This is a genomic window from Microbulbifer variabilis (assembly GCF_052467165.1).
Map to the genome: position 1 here is coordinate 1,815,597 of NZ_CP174301.1, position 16,264 is coordinate 1,831,860.

17 protein-coding genes are annotated in these 16,264 nt (G+C 48.8%); 16 read left to right on the forward strand and 1 reads right to left on the reverse strand.

All coding sequences use genetic code 11. From position 1 onward, the window contains the following. Positions 1–136: 136 nt before the first annotated feature. The 14 genes from ACJJIP_RS08175 to ACJJIP_RS08240 all read left to right on the forward strand — a co-directional run bounded on the left by ACJJIP_RS08175 (position 137) and on the right by ACJJIP_RS08240 (position 13,738). Positions 137–1,600 (forward strand): glyceraldehyde-3-phosphate dehydrogenase, encoded by a 1,464-nt coding sequence (locus ACJJIP_RS08175; protein WP_040628710.1) that lies wholly within the window; start codon positions 137–139, stop codon positions 1,598–1,600. Between the two features lie 394 nt (positions 1,601–1,994). After that, on the forward strand, positions 1,995–3,335 hold the full coding sequence (locus ACJJIP_RS08180; RefSeq protein ID WP_026305059.1) for a Na(+)-translocating NADH-quinone reductase subunit A: 1,341 nt from the start codon (positions 1,995–1,997) through the stop codon (positions 3,333–3,335). 2 nt (positions 3,336–3,337) lie between these two features. Beyond that, entirely contained in the window at positions 3,338–4,549 is a 1,212-nt protein-coding gene (locus ACJJIP_RS08185; RefSeq protein WP_020413089.1) for an NADH:ubiquinone reductase (Na(+)-transporting) subunit B, read from the forward strand. Then, positions 4,542–5,324 carry a Na(+)-translocating NADH-quinone reductase subunit C gene (locus ACJJIP_RS08190; protein WP_020413088.1) on the forward strand — a complete coding sequence of 261 codons (783 nt, stop codon included), beginning with the start codon at positions 4,542–4,544 and terminating at the stop codon, positions 5,322–5,324. Before ACJJIP_RS08185 ends, ACJJIP_RS08190 begins: the two co-directional genes overlap by 8 nt. A 2-nt stretch (positions 5,325–5,326) precedes the next feature. Then, positions 5,327–5,983 (forward strand): NADH:ubiquinone reductase (Na(+)-transporting) subunit D, encoded by a 657-nt coding sequence (locus ACJJIP_RS08195; RefSeq protein ID WP_020413087.1) that lies wholly within the window; start codon positions 5,327–5,329, stop codon positions 5,981–5,983. A 3-nt stretch (positions 5,984–5,986) separates the two neighbouring features. Beyond that, positions 5,987–6,595, forward strand: a complete 609-nt coding sequence (gene nqrE / locus ACJJIP_RS08200) for an NADH:ubiquinone reductase (Na(+)-transporting) subunit E (protein WP_020413086.1) — start codon at positions 5,987–5,989, stop codon at positions 6,593–6,595. Between the two features lie 17 nt (positions 6,596–6,612). Continuing rightward, complete coding sequence (gene nqrF, locus ACJJIP_RS08205; protein WP_020413085.1) at positions 6,613–7,836, forward strand: NADH:ubiquinone reductase (Na(+)-transporting) subunit F; 1,224 nt, start codon at positions 6,613–6,615, stop codon at positions 7,834–7,836. 14 nt (positions 7,837–7,850) lie between these two features. Further along, the gene (locus ACJJIP_RS08210; RefSeq protein ID WP_444946618.1) at positions 7,851–8,909 is read left to right on the forward strand and encodes an FAD:protein FMN transferase; all 1,059 of its coding nucleotides are present in this window, start codon (positions 7,851–7,853) and stop codon (positions 8,907–8,909) included. Then, entirely contained in the window at positions 8,909–9,151 is a 243-nt protein-coding gene (gene nqrM / locus ACJJIP_RS08215) for a (Na+)-NQR maturation NqrM (RefSeq protein ID WP_020413083.1), read from the forward strand. The genes ACJJIP_RS08210 and nqrM overlap by 1 nt, the downstream gene beginning before the upstream one ends. Before the next feature lie 84 nt (positions 9,152–9,235). Then, positions 9,236–10,693 carry a Si-specific NAD(P)(+) transhydrogenase gene (gene sthA / locus ACJJIP_RS08220; protein ID WP_444946619.1) on the forward strand — a complete coding sequence of 486 codons (1,458 nt, stop codon included), beginning with the start codon at positions 9,236–9,238 and terminating at the stop codon, positions 10,691–10,693. Continuing rightward, positions 10,690–11,154 carry a thioesterase family protein gene (locus tag ACJJIP_RS08225; protein ID WP_020413081.1) on the forward strand — a complete coding sequence of 155 codons (465 nt, stop codon included), beginning with the start codon at positions 10,690–10,692 and terminating at the stop codon, positions 11,152–11,154. Before sthA ends, ACJJIP_RS08225 begins: the two co-directional genes overlap by 4 nt. Before the next feature lie 76 nt (positions 11,155–11,230). Then, positions 11,231–11,866: a LysE family translocator gene (locus ACJJIP_RS08230; protein WP_444946620.1), complete on the forward strand. Its 636-nt coding sequence runs from the start codon at positions 11,231–11,233 to the stop codon at positions 11,864–11,866. Positions 11,867–11,912: 46 nt separating this feature from the next. Beyond that, entirely contained in the window at positions 11,913–12,359 is a 447-nt protein-coding gene (locus tag ACJJIP_RS08235; RefSeq protein WP_020413079.1) for a GNAT family N-acetyltransferase, read from the forward strand. A gap of 986 nt (positions 12,360–13,345) precedes the next feature. Further along, on the forward strand, positions 13,346–13,738 hold the full coding sequence (locus tag ACJJIP_RS08240; RefSeq protein ID WP_444946918.1) for a VOC family protein: 393 nt from the start codon (positions 13,346–13,348) through the stop codon (positions 13,736–13,738). Between the two features lie 437 nt (positions 13,739–14,175). On the opposite strand, the gene ACJJIP_RS08245 is transcribed toward ACJJIP_RS08240, so the two are convergent. After that, positions 14,176–14,670, reverse strand: a complete 495-nt coding sequence (locus tag ACJJIP_RS08245; RefSeq protein ID WP_020413077.1) for a DoxX family protein — start codon at positions 14,668–14,670, stop codon at positions 14,176–14,178. A 684-nt stretch (positions 14,671–15,354) separates the two neighbouring features. On the opposite strand from ACJJIP_RS08245, the gene ACJJIP_RS08250 reads away from it, so the two are divergent. Together ACJJIP_RS08250 and ACJJIP_RS08255 are read left to right on the forward strand one after the other, a co-directional pair. Continuing rightward, positions 15,355–15,597 (forward strand): hypothetical protein, encoded by a 243-nt coding sequence (locus tag ACJJIP_RS08250; protein ID WP_444946621.1) that lies wholly within the window; start codon positions 15,355–15,357, stop codon positions 15,595–15,597. 132 nt (positions 15,598–15,729) lie between these two features. Continuing rightward, on the forward strand, positions 15,730–16,236 hold the full coding sequence (locus ACJJIP_RS08255) for a GNAT family N-acetyltransferase (protein WP_444946622.1): 507 nt from the start codon (positions 15,730–15,732) through the stop codon (positions 16,234–16,236). The last annotated feature ends 28 nt before the right edge of the window (positions 16,237–16,264 follow it).

Sequence of the window (16,264 nt, forward strand, 5' to 3'; positions counted from 1 at the left end):
GTAGTTTTACTACATTTTTTTGACTTTTTTTTGCCCAGTTGCGTAGGCATAGGTGAATACTGATAATGCGCAGCCACATGGCCCTGGTGAGGTATCAGGCCGTGATTTCCTGCCTATTAATATTTTGCAGAGGTGTCTGACAGTGACTCAGAAGCGACCGAAGCCCGCGGACTTTTTCAAGGACTGGAAGCAGCGTGAAGCGCTGGCCGAATCCATGATCCCGATGATCGGAAAGCTCAACCGCGAGCAAAACGTCGGTATTTATATGTACGGCCGCAACCTGGTAAATCGCTCAGTTCTGAGCATTATGAAAGCGCACCGTTTCGTGCGTCAGGTTGAGGAGAATGAACTCTCCGAGTTTGAAACCTTCCCTGTGTTGGAAGCTATCTGCAAATTGGACCTGGGTCCTGTACACATTGACCTGGGAACCCTGACCAATAAATTTATGCGCGACGATCGCAATCTGTCTGTAGACGATTTCGTGCGTGAGGAACTGGCGGATGCCAGTGGTGCTGGCAAGCCTTTGCCTGAGCCCAAGGATGTAGTGATCTACGGCTTTGGCCGTATCGGTCGCTTGGTTGCTCGTTTGCTGGTTGACAAAGCTGGCAGCGGCGACGTCCTGCGCCTGCGCGCAATTGTGCTGCGTAAGGGCAAGGCCCCGAATGATCTGGTGAAGCGCGCCTCCCTGCTGCGTCGCGATTCCGTACACGGCGCCTTCCAGGGCACTATCCGCGTGGATGAGGAGACTAGCTCCTTGATCTGCAACGGTAATGAGATCAAGGTCATCTATGCCAACTCTCCGCAGGAGGTGGATTACACCGAGCACGGTATTAACGATGCAATCATCGTGGATAGCACCGGTGTATGGCGTGACGAAGATGGCCTGAGTCAGCACCTGGAAAGCCCAGGTGCTTCCAAAGTGATCCTGACCGCTCCGGGTAAAGGCGATATCAAGAATATCGTTTACGGTATCAACAACGGTGACATCAAGCCAGAAGACAAGATCCTTTCCGCAGCATCCTGTACCACTAACGCTATCGTGCCGGTACTGAAGGCTATGATGGACGGCTACGGTGTTGAGCATGGCCACGTGGAAACCGTGCATGCATATACCAATGACCAGAACCTGATCGACAACTACCACAAGGGTGAGCGTCGCGGTCGCGCAGCTGCGTTGAATATGGTTCTGACTGAGACCGGCGCTGCCAAAGCTGTCGCCAAGGCGCTGCCAGAGCTAAAGGGCAAGCTCACTGGTAATGCGATTCGTGTTCCGACCCCGAACGTTTCCATGGCGATCCTCAACCTGAATTTGGGCAAAGAGGCCACCAAGGAAGAGCTGAATGAGTACATGCGCGAAGTGGCTCTGCACTCTCCGCTGCGTCAGCAGATCGACTACACCAACTCTCCGGAAGTAGTGTCCAGCGATTTTGTTGGCTCCCGTCGTGCCTGCGTATTCGATTCCAATGCAACAATCGTTGACGGTAAGAATGCGGTGCTTTACTGCTGGTACGATAATGAGTTCGGTTACAGCTGTCAGGTGGTTCGCTGCCTGGAAGATATGGCCGGCGTTCGTTACGAGTTGTTCCCCAAGAAAGACTGAGGCGTCAGCTGAAAGTCTCCAGGTCGGTCTCAGGGGCCGGCCAGTGGGGTGAGGCGGCTCTCGTAGCCGTCCGCCCGGATCTCTCCAAATCCCTGTTTTTCCAGTAAAAATTTCTCAACTTAGTGTTAGTTAGAGACTTCCCAGGCTGGTAAAGCCTCTGTCCCATCTTTATAATGCGCGCGATTTTGCGGGGCGGCCGTGCGCCGAGAAGTTAGCGCGCACAACCTTTTAGTTAGCTTCCTTCCGCCCGGTCTACGGGTGAAACGGCATAAGCCCTCGCTACATGGAATTCCACAGTATGGCTCGCCAGTCTGGGATCGACTGTTTGTCAGTTTGAACCCGGAACGGTGGGCCGTATTGCAATTTTATAAACTAGAAACTTAGGCATAGGCGTATGAGAAAGATCCGTCGGGGATTGGACTTACCCATATCCGGCGCGCCCGAGCAGGTCATCCACAAAGGGCCTGCGATCAAGACCGTTGCTGTTCTCGGTCCCGATTATCACGGGATGAAACCGACAATGGCGGTGGCTGTAGGGGATCGCGTCAATCTTGGTCAGCTACTGTTCAGTGACAAAAAAACCGAAGGTGTGCGCTACACAGCGCCGGCCGCTGGTCGTATTGTTGCTATTAATCGCGGTGCCCGCCGTGTTCTGCAATCCGTTGTGATTGGCATTGACGGCGATGCAGCAGAACAGTTCCAAAGCTATAGCGCAGATAAACTGTCTGGTCTGACGCGCGAACAGGTCGTTGAGAACCTGGTTGAATCCGGTATGTGGACCGCACTGCGCACCCGCCCGTTCAGCCGCGTTCCCGCCCTGGACGCTAAACCGGAAGCGGTGTTTATCAATGCGATGGACACCAATCCTCTGGCTGCCAACCCAGAAGTGGTCATTGCCGAGAACCCCAAAGCCTTCTCTCAGGGCGTTGAGATTCTTTCCAAGCTGGCGGAAACCACTTACGTCTGTACCGCCCCTGATGCAGATATCCCCGTACCGAGCGCTGCGAATATTCGCCGCGAAGCTTTTGCCGGCCCCCATCCGGCAGGTCTGTCCGGTACCCATATCCACTACTTGAACCCGGTTTCCGGTTCTCGCAGTGTATTCACCATTAATTACCAGGATGTGATTGCCGTAGGCAAACTATTTGCCACCGGTAAACTGTTCACCGATCGCGTTGTTTCCCTGGCCGGCCCTCAAGTCAAGCAGCCGCGTCTTCTGCGCACTCGTCTCGGCGCCAGCCTGGAAACTTTGACTTCCGGTGAGTTGAAAGGTGATAACGACCGCGTTATTTCCGGCTCGGTATTTGGCGGTCGTACTGCTGAAGGTCCTTTGGGTTACCTGGGCCGTTACCACAACCAGATTTCTGTTCTGGAAGAGGGCGATGAGCGCCCATTCCTGCACTACCTGCGTGCCGGTAACAAGCGTTTCTCCGTATTCCCGATTTACCTCTCGCGCCTTTTCAAGAACAGGCTGTTCAATTTCACTACCAGTACCAACGGTTCCGAGCGTGCCATGGTACCGGTTGGCACTTATGAGAAGGTCATGCCGCTGGACGTACTGCCGACCCAGCTACTGCGCTCCCTGATCGTGGGTGATACCGCTATGGCCCAGAAACTGGGTGCTCTGGAGTTGGATGAGGAAGATCTGGCGCTGTGCACCTTTGTGTGTCCGGGCAAGTACGAATACGGCCCCATTTTGCGGGACAACCTGACCCGTATTGAGAAGGAGGGGTAAGTATGCTGCGTAAATTCCTCGATTCAATCGAACCAAAATTTCATAAAGGCGGTAAGTTCGAAAAGTTCTACGCCCTGTTTGAAGCGATTGACACCGGTCTGTTTCAGCCGGCAGACAAGACCAAAACTACTGCTCATGTGCGCGATGGTATCGACCTGAAGCGTATTATGATCACGGTTTGGGCTTGTGCGATGATCCCTGCCTTCTATGGTATGTGGAATATCGGCTTCCAGGCCAACACCATTCTCGAAGGTATGACCAATCCGGATCTGTCCGGCTGGCGCCACGCCATTATTGGTGCTTTGACCTCCTACAACCCAGCTAGCCTGTGGGACAACTTTGTCTACGGAGCCATGTACTTCCTGCCGATTTATGCGGTCACCTTTATTGTGGGTGGTATCTGGGAAGTGTTGTTCGCCGCTGTGCGCGGTCACGAAGTGAACGAAGGCTTCTTCGTAACCTCCATCCTGTTCGCCTTGACCTGTCCGCCGGATCTGCCTCTGTGGATGGTGGCTATGGGCATCAGCTTCGGTGTGGTTATCGGTAAGGAAGTATTCGGTGGTACCGGCAAGAACTTCCTCAACCCGGCTCTTACCGGCCGTGCCTTCGTATTCTTTGCCTATCCGGCAGCAATGTCTGGCGATGCAGTATGGACTGCGGTTGACGGCTATACCGGTGCTACTGCGCTGTCTGTTATGGCCAGCGAAGGTATCCAGAACGGTATCGTCAATGCTGCTGTTGGCCAGGTAACCTGGTTCGACGCTTTCTTCGGTCAGATCCATGGTTCCATTGGTGAAACTTCTACCCTGGCCATCCTGATTGCCGGCGTAATCCTGATGGGCATGAAGATCGCCAGCTGGCGCATCGTAGCCGGCACTCTGCTGGGCATGATGGCCACTGCGTTTATGTTCAACATGATCGGTTCCGAAACCAACCCAATGTTCCAGGTACCCTGGTACTGGCACCTGGTAGTGGGTGGTTTCGCCTTCGGTCTGATCTTTATGACCACTGACCCTGTATCTGCAGCGATGACCAATATCGGCCGCTGGTGGTACGGCATCCTGATTGGGGTGATGGTTGTCCTGATTCGTGTGGTGAACCCGGCCTTCCCGGAAGGCATGATGCTGGCGATCCTGTTCGCCAACCTGTTCGCTCCGCTGTTTGACCACTTTGTGGTGCAGTCCAATATCAAACGGAGGTTGGCACGTGGCTAATAAAGATTCCGTAACCGGTACTCTGATTGTCGCGCTGGTAATGTGCCTGGTGTGCTCCGTGGTGGTTTCCACTGCGGCGGTAATGCTGAAGCCTGCCCAGCAGGCGAATGCCGAGCTGGACATGAAGCGCAATGTACTGATGGCAGGGGGCCTGCTAAAGGATTCCCACGCTAGCAAAGCTGAGGTTGAGAAGGCCTTCGCGGATATTCAGATCAAATATGTTGACCTGAATACCGGCAAGTTCACCGATCAGGCTCCGGCTGGTGGTAGCGGTCGTGCCGCTTCCAAAATTGCCTCTGCCAGCGAGAAGCTGCCCGCTGATGAGGACACGGCCAAAATTATCCGTCGGGAAAATACTAAAGAGGTATACCTGGTAGAGAAAGACGGCAAGCTGGATAAGATCATTCTGCCTATCCGTGGTTACGGCCTATGGGGCACCCTGTATGGCTTTCTCGCACTCGAGAGCAATCTCGACACCGTAGCAGGCCTCGGCTTCTACGAGCATAAGGAAACTCCCGGACTCGGTGGCGAAGTGGACAATCCCAACTGGAAAGCCCAGTGGATTGGCAAAAAGGTCTTCGATACCGATGGCAACGTTGACATCAACGTGATCAAGGGACAGGTAAACCCTGACAGCCCAGATGCGATTCACGAAGTAGATGGTTTGTCTGGTGCGACTCTGACCAGTAAGGGTGTTGATAACCTGGTGAACTTCTGGTTGGGTAACCAGGGTTATGGTCCCTTCCTGAAAAACCTGAAAGCAGGGGAGGCATAAGCATGAAAATCAAAGAGACTCTGCTAGAGCCGATTTTTAACAACAACCCGATCGCGCTGCAGATCCTGGGTATCTGTTCTGCACTAGCTGTTACCAGCTCACTGCAGGTTACCCTGGTAATGTGTATCGCTCTGACCTCGGTTGTGGCCTGTTCCAACGTTGCGGTATCTCTGATCCGCAGCCAGATCCCGAACAGCATCCGTATCATTGTACAGATGACCGTGATTGCCTCCCTGGTAATCCTGGTTGACCAGCTGATCAAGGCCCTGGCTTACGACATCTCCAAGCAGCTGTCCGTATTCGTTGGCCTGATCATTACCAACTGTATCGTAATGGGCCGTGCGGAAGCCTTCGCTATGAAGAACCCGCCACTGCCCAGCTTTTTTGATGGTCTTGGAAACGGTCTGGGTTATAGCGTAATCCTGATCGGTCTCGCGGTAATCCGTGAACTCTTCGGTGCCGGTAAACTGTTTGGTGTGGATATCCTGACTACCGTGAGCAATGGTGGTTGGTACATCCCTAACGGCCTACTGTTATTGCCGCCGAGTGCATTCTTCCTGATCGGCTTGTTCATTTGGGCAATTCGCGCCTGGAAGCCTGCCCAGGTTGAGCAGGATGAGTTCAAGATTGCGCCTAATTCCCAAGCGCAGGAGGCCTAATCCGTGGAACATTATATTTCTTTGATTATCCGCGCCGTTTTCGTTGAAAACATGGCGTTGGCCTTCTTCCTCGGTATGTGTACCTTTCTGGCGGTATCGAAGAAGATTGAGGCCGCTATTGGCCTGGGTGTTGCGGTTATTGTGGTACTGACTTTGACAGTACCGGTGAACAACCTGATCTACACCTACCTGCTGAAAGACGGTGCGCTGGCCTGGGCCGGCTACCCCGACGTGGACCTGAGCTTCCTCGGCCTGCTGTCTTACATCGGCGTAATTGCAGCACTGGTTCAGATCCTGGAGATGTTCCTGGATAAATACGTACCGGCGCTCTACAACGCTTTGGGTGTATTCCTGCCGCTGATTACCGTGAACTGCGCCATCATGGGTGCCTCTCTGTTCATGGTTGAACGGGAATATGCGTTTGGTGAGAGTGTTGCCTATGGCTTCGGTGCTGGCCTCGGCTGGGCACTGGCGATTACCGCACTGGCCGGTATTCGTGAAAAGCTGAAGTACAGTGACGTACCGGATGGCCTGAAAGGCCTGGGTATCACCTTCGTAACCGTTGGTCTGATGTCCCTGGGCTTCATGTCCTTCGGCGGCATCGATATCTAAGCGGGGAAAACAATAGAATGAGTATTGAAATTATCCTCGGCGTAGCGATGTTTACCGTTATCGTACTGGCGCTGGTAGCGGTGATCCTTGCGGCCCGCTCGCGCCTGGTAAACACCGGCAACGTCAATATCCTGGTTAATGGTGAGAAGACTCTCACCGTACCGGCCGGCGGCAAGCTGCTGCAAACCCTGGCTGCTAATAACCTGTTCCTGGCCTCCGCCTGTGGTGGCGGCGGCAGCTGTGCGCAATGTGTATGTAAAGTGACTGCGGGTGGTGGTGATATGCTGCCCACCGAAGCGGCACACTTTACTCCGCGAGATGCAAAGGAAGGTAAGCGTCTTTCCTGTCAAGTTGCTGTTAAGCAGGATATGGAAATCGAAGTACCGGAAGAGGTATTTGGTGTGAAACAGTGGGAGTGCACTGTGGAATCCAATCCAAACGTAGCCACCTTTATTAAAGAGCTGACCCTGCGTCTGCCTGAAGGTGAAAACGTTGACTTCCGTGCGGGTGGTTACGTGCAGTTGGAGGCTCCGCCCCACCACGTAAAATTTGCTGACTTCGAAGTAGAAGACCAATACCGCGGTGACTGGGAGCATTTCGGCTTCTTCAAGCTGGAGTCCAAGGTTACTGAGCCTGTGGTACGTGCCTACTCTATGGCCAACTACCCGGAAGAGAAGGGTGTTGTTAAATTCAACATCCGTATCGCGACTCCGCCGCCGCGCACGGAAGGTGTGCCCCCTGGCCAGATGTCTTCCTACGTGTTCAGCCTCAAGCCGGGTGACAAGATCAAGGTATACGGACCCTTCGGTGAATTCTTCGCCAAGGAAACCGATAACGAGATGGTCTTTATCGGTGGTGGTGCCGGTATGGCACCGATGCGTTCACACATCTTCGACCAGCTCAAGCGCTTGCACTCCAAGCGCAAGATCAGCTTCTGGTATGGCGCTCGCTCCCTGCGCGAAATGTTCTATGAAGATGACTACAACGGCCTGGCTTCTGAGTTTGACAATTTCCAGTGGCACGTGGCTCTGTCCGACCCACAACCTGAGGACAACTGGACTGGTTACACAGGATTCATTCACAACGTAGTGTATGAAAACTACCTGAAAGACCACCCGGCTCCGGAAGATTGTGAGTACTACATGTGTGGGCCGCCCATGATGAACGCCGCAGTAATCAATATGCTCAAAGACTTGGGCGTGGAGGATGAAAATATCCTCCTCGATGACTTCGGTGGTTAAACGGGGAGCTTAGTTTGCTAAACGCAATCAAAGCCCCGAAAAAAGCAAAAACAGGGCCCGTTCTTCCGGCCCTGTTTTTGCTTTGTGTGGCTGTAATTTTTTCTGCTTGTACACCGACACCTGAGAACTGGCAACTCAGTGGCCGCACCATGGGCACCACTTATCACATCACGGTTGTCGATGTTCCCCGAGGTGTTGAGCACAGCCAGTTGCAGACGCTAATCGATAGTGAGCTGCAACAGGTCAACCAGGAGATGTCCACTTACATCAATGATTCCGAGTTGATGCGTTTTAATCGCAGTCCTGTGGGTGAGGCCATTCCGGTTAGCGAACCGCTCGCCGATATTGTGCAGATGTCTCTGGATATCTATCGTCGCAGCGAAGGCGCCTTTGAGGTGACTGTGGGACCCCTGGTTAACTTGTGGGGTTTCGGCCCTCAACCAGAACCAGAGCGGATTCCCACCGATGCGGATATTGCCCGTTTGCAGCAGGTAGTGGGCTCTGATGCACTCGAGGTGACTCGTGAACCGGATACCATCACCCGCAATCGTCCAGTAGAGATTGACCTATCGGCCATCGCCAAAGGGCACGGCGTGGATCGGGTTGCGATGTTGTTGGAGCGGCAGGGAATTCTTAACTATCTGGTCGAAATCGGTGGTGAACTGCGTACCCTTGGTATGAATCCAAAAGGTAAGGCTTGGCGAATTGGCATTGAGGCGCCTGACTCAATGGGTCAAATGGTTCAGGAATCAATTGCTGTGAGTGGTAAAGCAGTGGCCACCAGTGGTGATTATCGCAATTATTACGAGCGCGACGGGGTACGTTATGCACATAGCATAGATCCGCGTACTGGTCGCCCGCTAAAGCACCGATTGGCGTCGGTGACTGTTATAGCGGATACCTGTGCTGAGGCAGATGGCCTGGCCACTGCACTGAATGTACTTGGGGCCGAAGCGGGAATGGCTTTGGCAGAGCGTGAAAAGCTGGCTGTCTTTATGCTGGTGAAAACTGACAAGGGGTTTGAAGAGCGGTATAGCGCTGCTTTTGCCCCTTACCTTGAGAGGTCTGAGTAGTGACAATATTTATATTTGCATTTGTTGCCATGCTACTGGTCGTTGCAGGGATGGCCCTTGGTGCCATGGTTCAAAACAAACCCCTGAAGGGTTCCTGTGGCGGGCTGAATAATATCGGTATGAAGCAGGACTGCACCATTTGTGGTGGCAACGATGATGAGTGCGAAAAAGAGCAAGAGCGCCAGCGCCAAAAAGGCATGGCTACTGAAGATCTCGCTTATGACGCAACCAAGCGCAAGTAAGCAGCTTCCCTCCCAAGCCCGTGATCAACGGGCTTGTTGTTTTATGTTATTGGCACAACTGGTGCTGATAATCGTAATTAAATAATGAGTGAGCAGCGCTCTCGCGTATCTCGCTCCGTTTGGAAAACAGAATTAGAGCATTTGATGGCAGAGCAAAAGTTTGATCTGGTTGTAATTGGTTCGGGCCCTGCAGGTGAGGCCGCCGCGATGAGTGCCGCTAAGAAGGGTATGCGCGCAGCAGTTATTGAAAAGCGCCAAGTAGTAGGTGGCAACTGTACTCATAAGGGCACCATCCCTTCCAAGGCCTTGCGCCATTCGGTCAAACAGCTGATGCGTTACAACACTCAAAGCGTGTTTCGCGCACTGGGTGAGCCTCGTCGCCTTACTTTCCCGCAGGTGATGCAAACGGTCAACAAGGTCATTTCCTACCAAGTGGAAATGCACACTTCTTTTTATGCGCGTAATCGTGTTGAGTTGATTGTTGGTGAAGCCAAATTCCGCGATGCTAACAGTGTGGAAGTGCAGCTGCCGGATGGTGCCAAAGAAATTGTCACCGCAAAGAAATTTATTATTGCTACTGGCTCCCGTCCGTATCGCCCGGCAGATGTGAATTTTGGTCACGAGCGTGTCTACGATAGCGATATGATTTTGGATATGCAGCATACCCCGCATTCCATCATGATTTATGGTGCGGGAGTGATTGGCTGTGAATACGCCTCAATTTTCGCCGGCTTGGGTGTAAAGGTGGACCTGATTAATACCCGCAGCAGTTTGCTGGAATTTCTGGATGATGAAATCTCAGATGCATTGAGCTACCACTTGCGAGATATGGGCGTAACCGTTCGCCATCAGGAAGAGTATGCACAAGTACTGCCCAACGAGCAGGGCGTAATTATGGAGATGCAATCCGGTAAGCGTATCCACGCTGACGCATTGCTTTGGTGTAACGGCCGTACTGGTAATACCAACTCCTTGGGCCTGGAAAATGTTGGCCTAGAAGCCAATCACCGCGGCCAGCTAAGTGTTGATGACCATTACTGTACAGAAGTGGAAAATATTTACGCGGTAGGGGATGTGATTGGCTGGCCGAGCCTCGCTAGTGCTTCATATGACCAGGGGCGGGCTGTGGCGGCTGCCATTGCAGGGCGTGGTCACCGTGTAATCGAAGATGCACCTACAGGTATTTACACGCTTCCAGAAATTTCCTCGGTCGGTAAAACGGAATCTGAGCTGACTGCTGCTAAAGTACCCTATGAAGTCGGCCGTGCTCTCTTCAAGCACACAGCACGTGCGCAGATCTCCGGTGAGCGGGTGGGTATGCTCAAAATCCTGTTCCATATTGAAACCCATGAAATTCTGGGTATTCACTGCTTTGGTGCTGAGGCTGCAGAAATTGTGCATATTGGCCAGGCCATAATGAAGCAGCCTTCACCGCATAATACGATTGATTATTTCGTAAACACCACCTTTAACTACCCCACCATGGCAGAAGCGTACCGCAGTGCTGCATTGGATGGGCTTAATCGGGTTGCACGACTATGACAGAGCCCTCACCACATGAGTTTCAGGAACTGGTGAAAGGGTTCTTTGAAAAGATTCCTTTTAACCAACAAATCGGACTTGAAATGCGCTCCCTGGACCTGGAGGCACTCACACTTTCAGCGGGGTTTGATCTGCGCCCGGAACTGATTGGCAATGTCTGGAAAAAAATTCTTCACGGTGGCGTAATCGCCACCGCCCTGGATACCGTCGGTGGTCTTACTGCTATGGTAGCCGCTTACCAGCGTATGGGTGACGTACATTGGAAGGAAAAAGCTGATCGCTTATCTAAGCTCGGTACCGTGGATATGCGTGTGGACTACCTAAAACCAGGCAGGGGGGAGCACTTCCTCTGTGAAGGTTCTATCCTACGTACTGGCAACAAGCTGGTAGTTGCACGTATGGAGCTAAGTAATGATAAGGAAGAGTTGATTGCTACTGGCACAGCAACCTTTTTATATTGAATGGCGGCTGAGCCAGAGATAGGTTTGGTCAACCAAGCTGTCTAGCCACTTATTCTTTTAAAGGACGCCTTGTACCATGAGTGAGATACTCGCTTTTGCCGTTATATCGCTTTTATTGGTTATATCTCCGGGGCCAAATAGCGTCCTCATACTCAAGACTGTAACAGGCCAGGGGTTAAGGCCGGGCCTGGATAATATTCTTGGACTGGTCTCAGCCACCTTCGCTCACGGAGCTATTTCCATTCTCGGCTTGTCGGCGATTATTGTCCAGTCAGCTGAGCTTTATACTGTAATAAAATACCTCGGTGCAGCATACCTAGTTTATTTGGGTGTAAAGACAATTGTCTCTACTTTCTCGAAGGAGGCGAAGCACAGTCTTACAAATAGACCAAAGCTAGGAGCAGCTCAACAAGGCTCCCATATAAATTTTGTTGAAGGCTTTTTAACCCAGATCCTCAATCCCAAAGTATCAATGTTTTATCTTGCAGCTTTCCCCCAGTTTATCCAGGTGGAAACAACAAGTTATTATCAGGCATTCCTGCTGGTTTCTGTTCATGCCTCTATTATATTTCTATGGTTTTTAGGAATGGCTTTGGTGCTGTCTAAATGGAAGCAGTCCTCAGTCAGAGGCAAGTTTCAACGCTGGATTTTACGCTTAAGTGGGAGTTTGCTCATAGGTTTTGGTGGCTTGGTTGTTCGTCAGGATGCTTGAGAAATACTTTACTTTGGGTATATGAGTTTCTAACAGGGAATAAGCTTTGAAAATTATTCAGTGCGATGAAAGCTACGTATCAGATTTGGCTTCCATTTTTGACGAATATAGAGTGTTTTGTGGCTACACATCGGATTTGGTGAGAACAGAGAAATTTCTAGGTAAATTGTTATCTAGCAAAGCCTCCGCTCTTTTTATCGCCGTAGATTTGAAGACTGCAGGGATAATGGGTTTTGTAAATCTCTATCCAAGCTATTCTTCCCTTGCACTCTCGCGCTTGTGGATTCTTAATGATTTAGGAGTATCAAGCCGCTTTAGAGGAAGAGGAGTGTCTAAGCAACTCATTCAGACTGCGATAAATTTTGCAAAGGAAACAAAAGCCATTCGTATTGAGCTTAAAACAGAGATAGGAAATAGCCGTGCAAGGCAGTTATATCACTCCTTAGGCTTCGAAATCGATCATGATAATGTGTACTACAGAGTACCTTGTTAAAGGTCTATTGCTTCTTTAATCACATATGTAATGTGCACCAAAAATAATGAGTTCTTAATAGGTGTCTGATCCATTGTTTGGGCTGAATTTGTTTTTTAATATTAAGTTAGGGAAGAATAGCGAGATAAGTAAATGTAGCATTGCCCTTAGGTCTTTGTAGAGTTGATATATTTTTTCAGGTTTTACTTCATTTTAAGATTATGGGTTAATATCAATTGAAGATTCTGTTTTTGGGTTAATGGTAAGGCATGTCTAGCTAAAAAATTGCTTTCAATATTTTTCACGATTCCACTGAGCAGCTAAAGTTGGGTTTGATTTAAGTGGCAAGCACAATAATTTTACTTGTTATTGATCTTGCGTGTGTTTCAGGGGTGTATTAACTTTTGGCTCCGCTCACTCATAGTCTACTTTCGCCACTTAAATGTATTCATGCCTGGCTATTAGTGACACAGTCCTTTAAGTTTCTCAAGGCTTGGCATTTCATGGCGCTATTCCTGCACTCTAATTACGAATCTTAACTACAATCTGGTAATATCGAACATATTCATCCGGCCCAATTTCAACACAATAGGAGCTAATTTTTAGTTTGGAGTGGGCGATGAAAAAATTCTATTATATATTTGGTTGCTACTTTCCTCGGGCAGCGTTTGTGCCGAAGTTTTCAATATTAAGGCTGAACCAGGCAGCGGAAGCCGTATTAAGTAAGTGGGGATATCTTGGTAAGTGATGCTTGTAGTCGCAGTTTGGTCAGCGCAAGGGCAGTGGATTCAGAGTAGGGAAAGGTGGGAGCTAGGCTTCTGGTGATTGAGGAGTTATTCTGGGGTGTTGAATATACTTTACTCTTTTATGTCGTACCAATTTGGCTAGCTGGCTCTTGGTGTTTTGTTTAGCTCTCCTCTTCAGCCAATAGTCTTGGTGGTTTATACTTTTACTAGTGGGTAGTCCATGGTTACCGCGATTATACTTTTGAGGAAGGAGAGCTAGATATCAAGCCGTTTCATCTATCGTTCGTTGTTCCAGACCTAGAAAAGGCAAGGGAGTTCTACGTAAACCTACTTGGCTGTGCTGTAGGCCGAGATACAGGAGAATGGATTGATATAATATTCTATGGGCATCAAATTACTATACATCAAGAAAAGGATGGAATGGTAGCCAAGCCTATAGATCACTTTGGCCCATTACTAGAGAAAAAACAGTGGAGTGAAATATTAGCTTTACTCAAAGACAATTCGATCCCATTTGTACTGGAACCACTAGTGAGAGGTGAGGATTCTGAAAGTGAGGCTGGTAAATTTGTGGTTAAAGATCCGGCGGGCAATTTACTTGAGTTTAAATACTACAATAATTTTTCAGGCACTGTGGCTGGTAACAATAAATAAAAAAGACAGCTAATAGCTATAGCTGTGTATTACTTAGCAAGTTAGTTCGACAATCCAGACTTGATGCATCTTGCAGTCTAATCAAGTTCAACCTGTTTATCTTTATTGAAGATCAATTCGAGGTGTTTCCCGGTGGGGAAGCATTGTGAGCGATGCCTGGTGCCTGGCGGCAGAGTAAGTGATGGGCTTTAATGGGGAAGGCGGGCAATAGGCTCTTAAAGCTTGGGGGCTTTTCAATTTATTCAGGGTGCTCGAATTTCATATTAAAGGATGTAGCTGATTCTCAATTTTTCTAAGTATTCTATTCGGCCATTAGACTAGACGATTTGTACTTCTGTTTTGTAGGTGTCCAGGGGTACATGTTTTCAATAGGGTTGCCAGATTCTGATTAAGATTGAATAAATAACTGTACTAACTATGACAGCAGCCCAATTTCCTTAATTGTGGTTATTAATGCCTAACTTATCAGCGATTAGATAATCTAAGCTAAATCGACCGGGACCTGTAGTTATTAACCATACAAATAAAATAATATATAAAACTTGAGGTAAGTAAATAAACCAGCTCAGCCAATCCAATGGCCCTATGTCTTTGGGAATGACCTGCTCAATTTCAACGGTGGTGATAGCGACAATCATTACGATAATTAATACAATCGCAACAATTGTTGAAAAAAGCCCTACTATTAATAGTAATCCACCAAAAAATTCTACAGAAGCTAAAAATATAGCCATAAATTCATGAAAGGGCACTCCTATTTCTTTCATTAAATTTATTAGATCTGCATGCCTCTCGGGTACAAATAGCTTGTTATACCCAGATACTGAGAAGAATAATCCCAATGACACACGTGCCACCAAGATAGGTATCCATTCCCAGCTATGAGCACCAACAAGTATTTTCTTTGTCAGTGGAGAATCTTGTGTAAACATAAGCGCCCTCTTATATAGCTATATTCTAACTGTTAGTTTTAATTTTAAAGTCTTCCCTGCAGCCTGTACCAAATGTTGGAGTATTTTCATTCTCACCTTTTTCATTCTTACTCAGAGGTGCGTATGTTTTAACGTCTTTTTTATTGGGGCCGTTTGCTAACAAGTAATCATCTCAGTCATTAATATTGCGTCGTCAATAAATTATTTTTATTTAGGTATTAAGCGCAGCTAAATTAGCTGGCGCAGACGCAAATTGCCTTACTCGTTATACATCGAATCGGCATGATTGCGCATATCCTAAATGCAAGCGATTTATCTTGGCTGCGCACTCACCTTCGGATACGAAAGCTAGAGAGATATTAAAAAACACGACAAATGCAATACAATTCGCAATGCTTCCACCATCTTAGCCTATTTAAATGTCAGGGCAAATCAAATCGATGGTTGACCTTTTCCGCGCCATATGACGTGTTTGTGGTTAGGAAGCCCACAGACCTCCTTATCCAATGGAAGCTTTGGTGCTATTTCTAATTTTTGCCGGAACTCACTCATGGTCAAGCGTGGAGATGGATCAGAATATCCTGTAGTCCTTTTGCAATCGTGGTGAATAAAAAATTGGTAAGGAACAGGAAACAGTGAGTGGCTATATCAAGGAGAGAGGTTTTAATGGGGAGAAATGTACAAATGAAAAATGCCGCCTGGTCTAATTCAAGAATTTATAAGAAACTCGGACAAAAACAAGCGCAAAAAAGCATACTCTTTCTTCTTCAAAGGTTTGCCCCTTTTCCTTCCACTTCTGTAACCGAAATATTATCCCCAATTGTTATTCTTTACCGTTTCGGTATTTTGGACCAATCTCTTTCTTTTCTACCGGTGCTCAAACTGCGGTGGGCATTCCTTGATGAGTTCGTTTGGAAAGTGGCTTAAAGCCGGAAGGTAAGGTAGGGCCAGGGTTGTGTTCTTTTTATAGTAGGTATGATAAATTTTGTAAATATAAAGATACATAATATAGAACAGCTATTTTTGAATTAACTGTTAACCTCTTTAAGAGATCATAAATTGAATATTAAAATTCGTAATGAAAGTGGTGGAGATGCTGAGACAATCCACCGAGTTACAGCCCTAGCATTTCGGGATGCTCCACATAGTGATCACACTGAGCAGCTTATTGTGGAGAGTCTTCGCAAGGCAGGTGCATTATCTTTATCTCTGGTGGCTGAGTCAGGTGGAGAAATTGTAGGTCACGTTGCCATTTCAGCAGTAAACATTTCTGATAACTCGACCAACTGGTTTGGACTTGGGCCGATCTCGGTATTGCCAGAGTATCAAGGAAGGGGAGTTGGCTCGAAACTTATGGAGAAAGCTCTTGCAGACCTTAAAGAAAAGGGGGCAGAGGGTTGTGTAGTACTTGGGGATCCTAATTATTATGGGCGCTTTGGCTTCAAGGTGATCGATGGATTGGTTTTGCCAGGGGTTCCACCAGAGTACTTCCAGGTACTGTCATTTGGTGGCAATTTTCCGCAGGGAGAGGTTGCGTACCACGAGGCATTCTGGGTACAAGGTTAAGAATCGGCCACGTTGATTGGCTACTTAG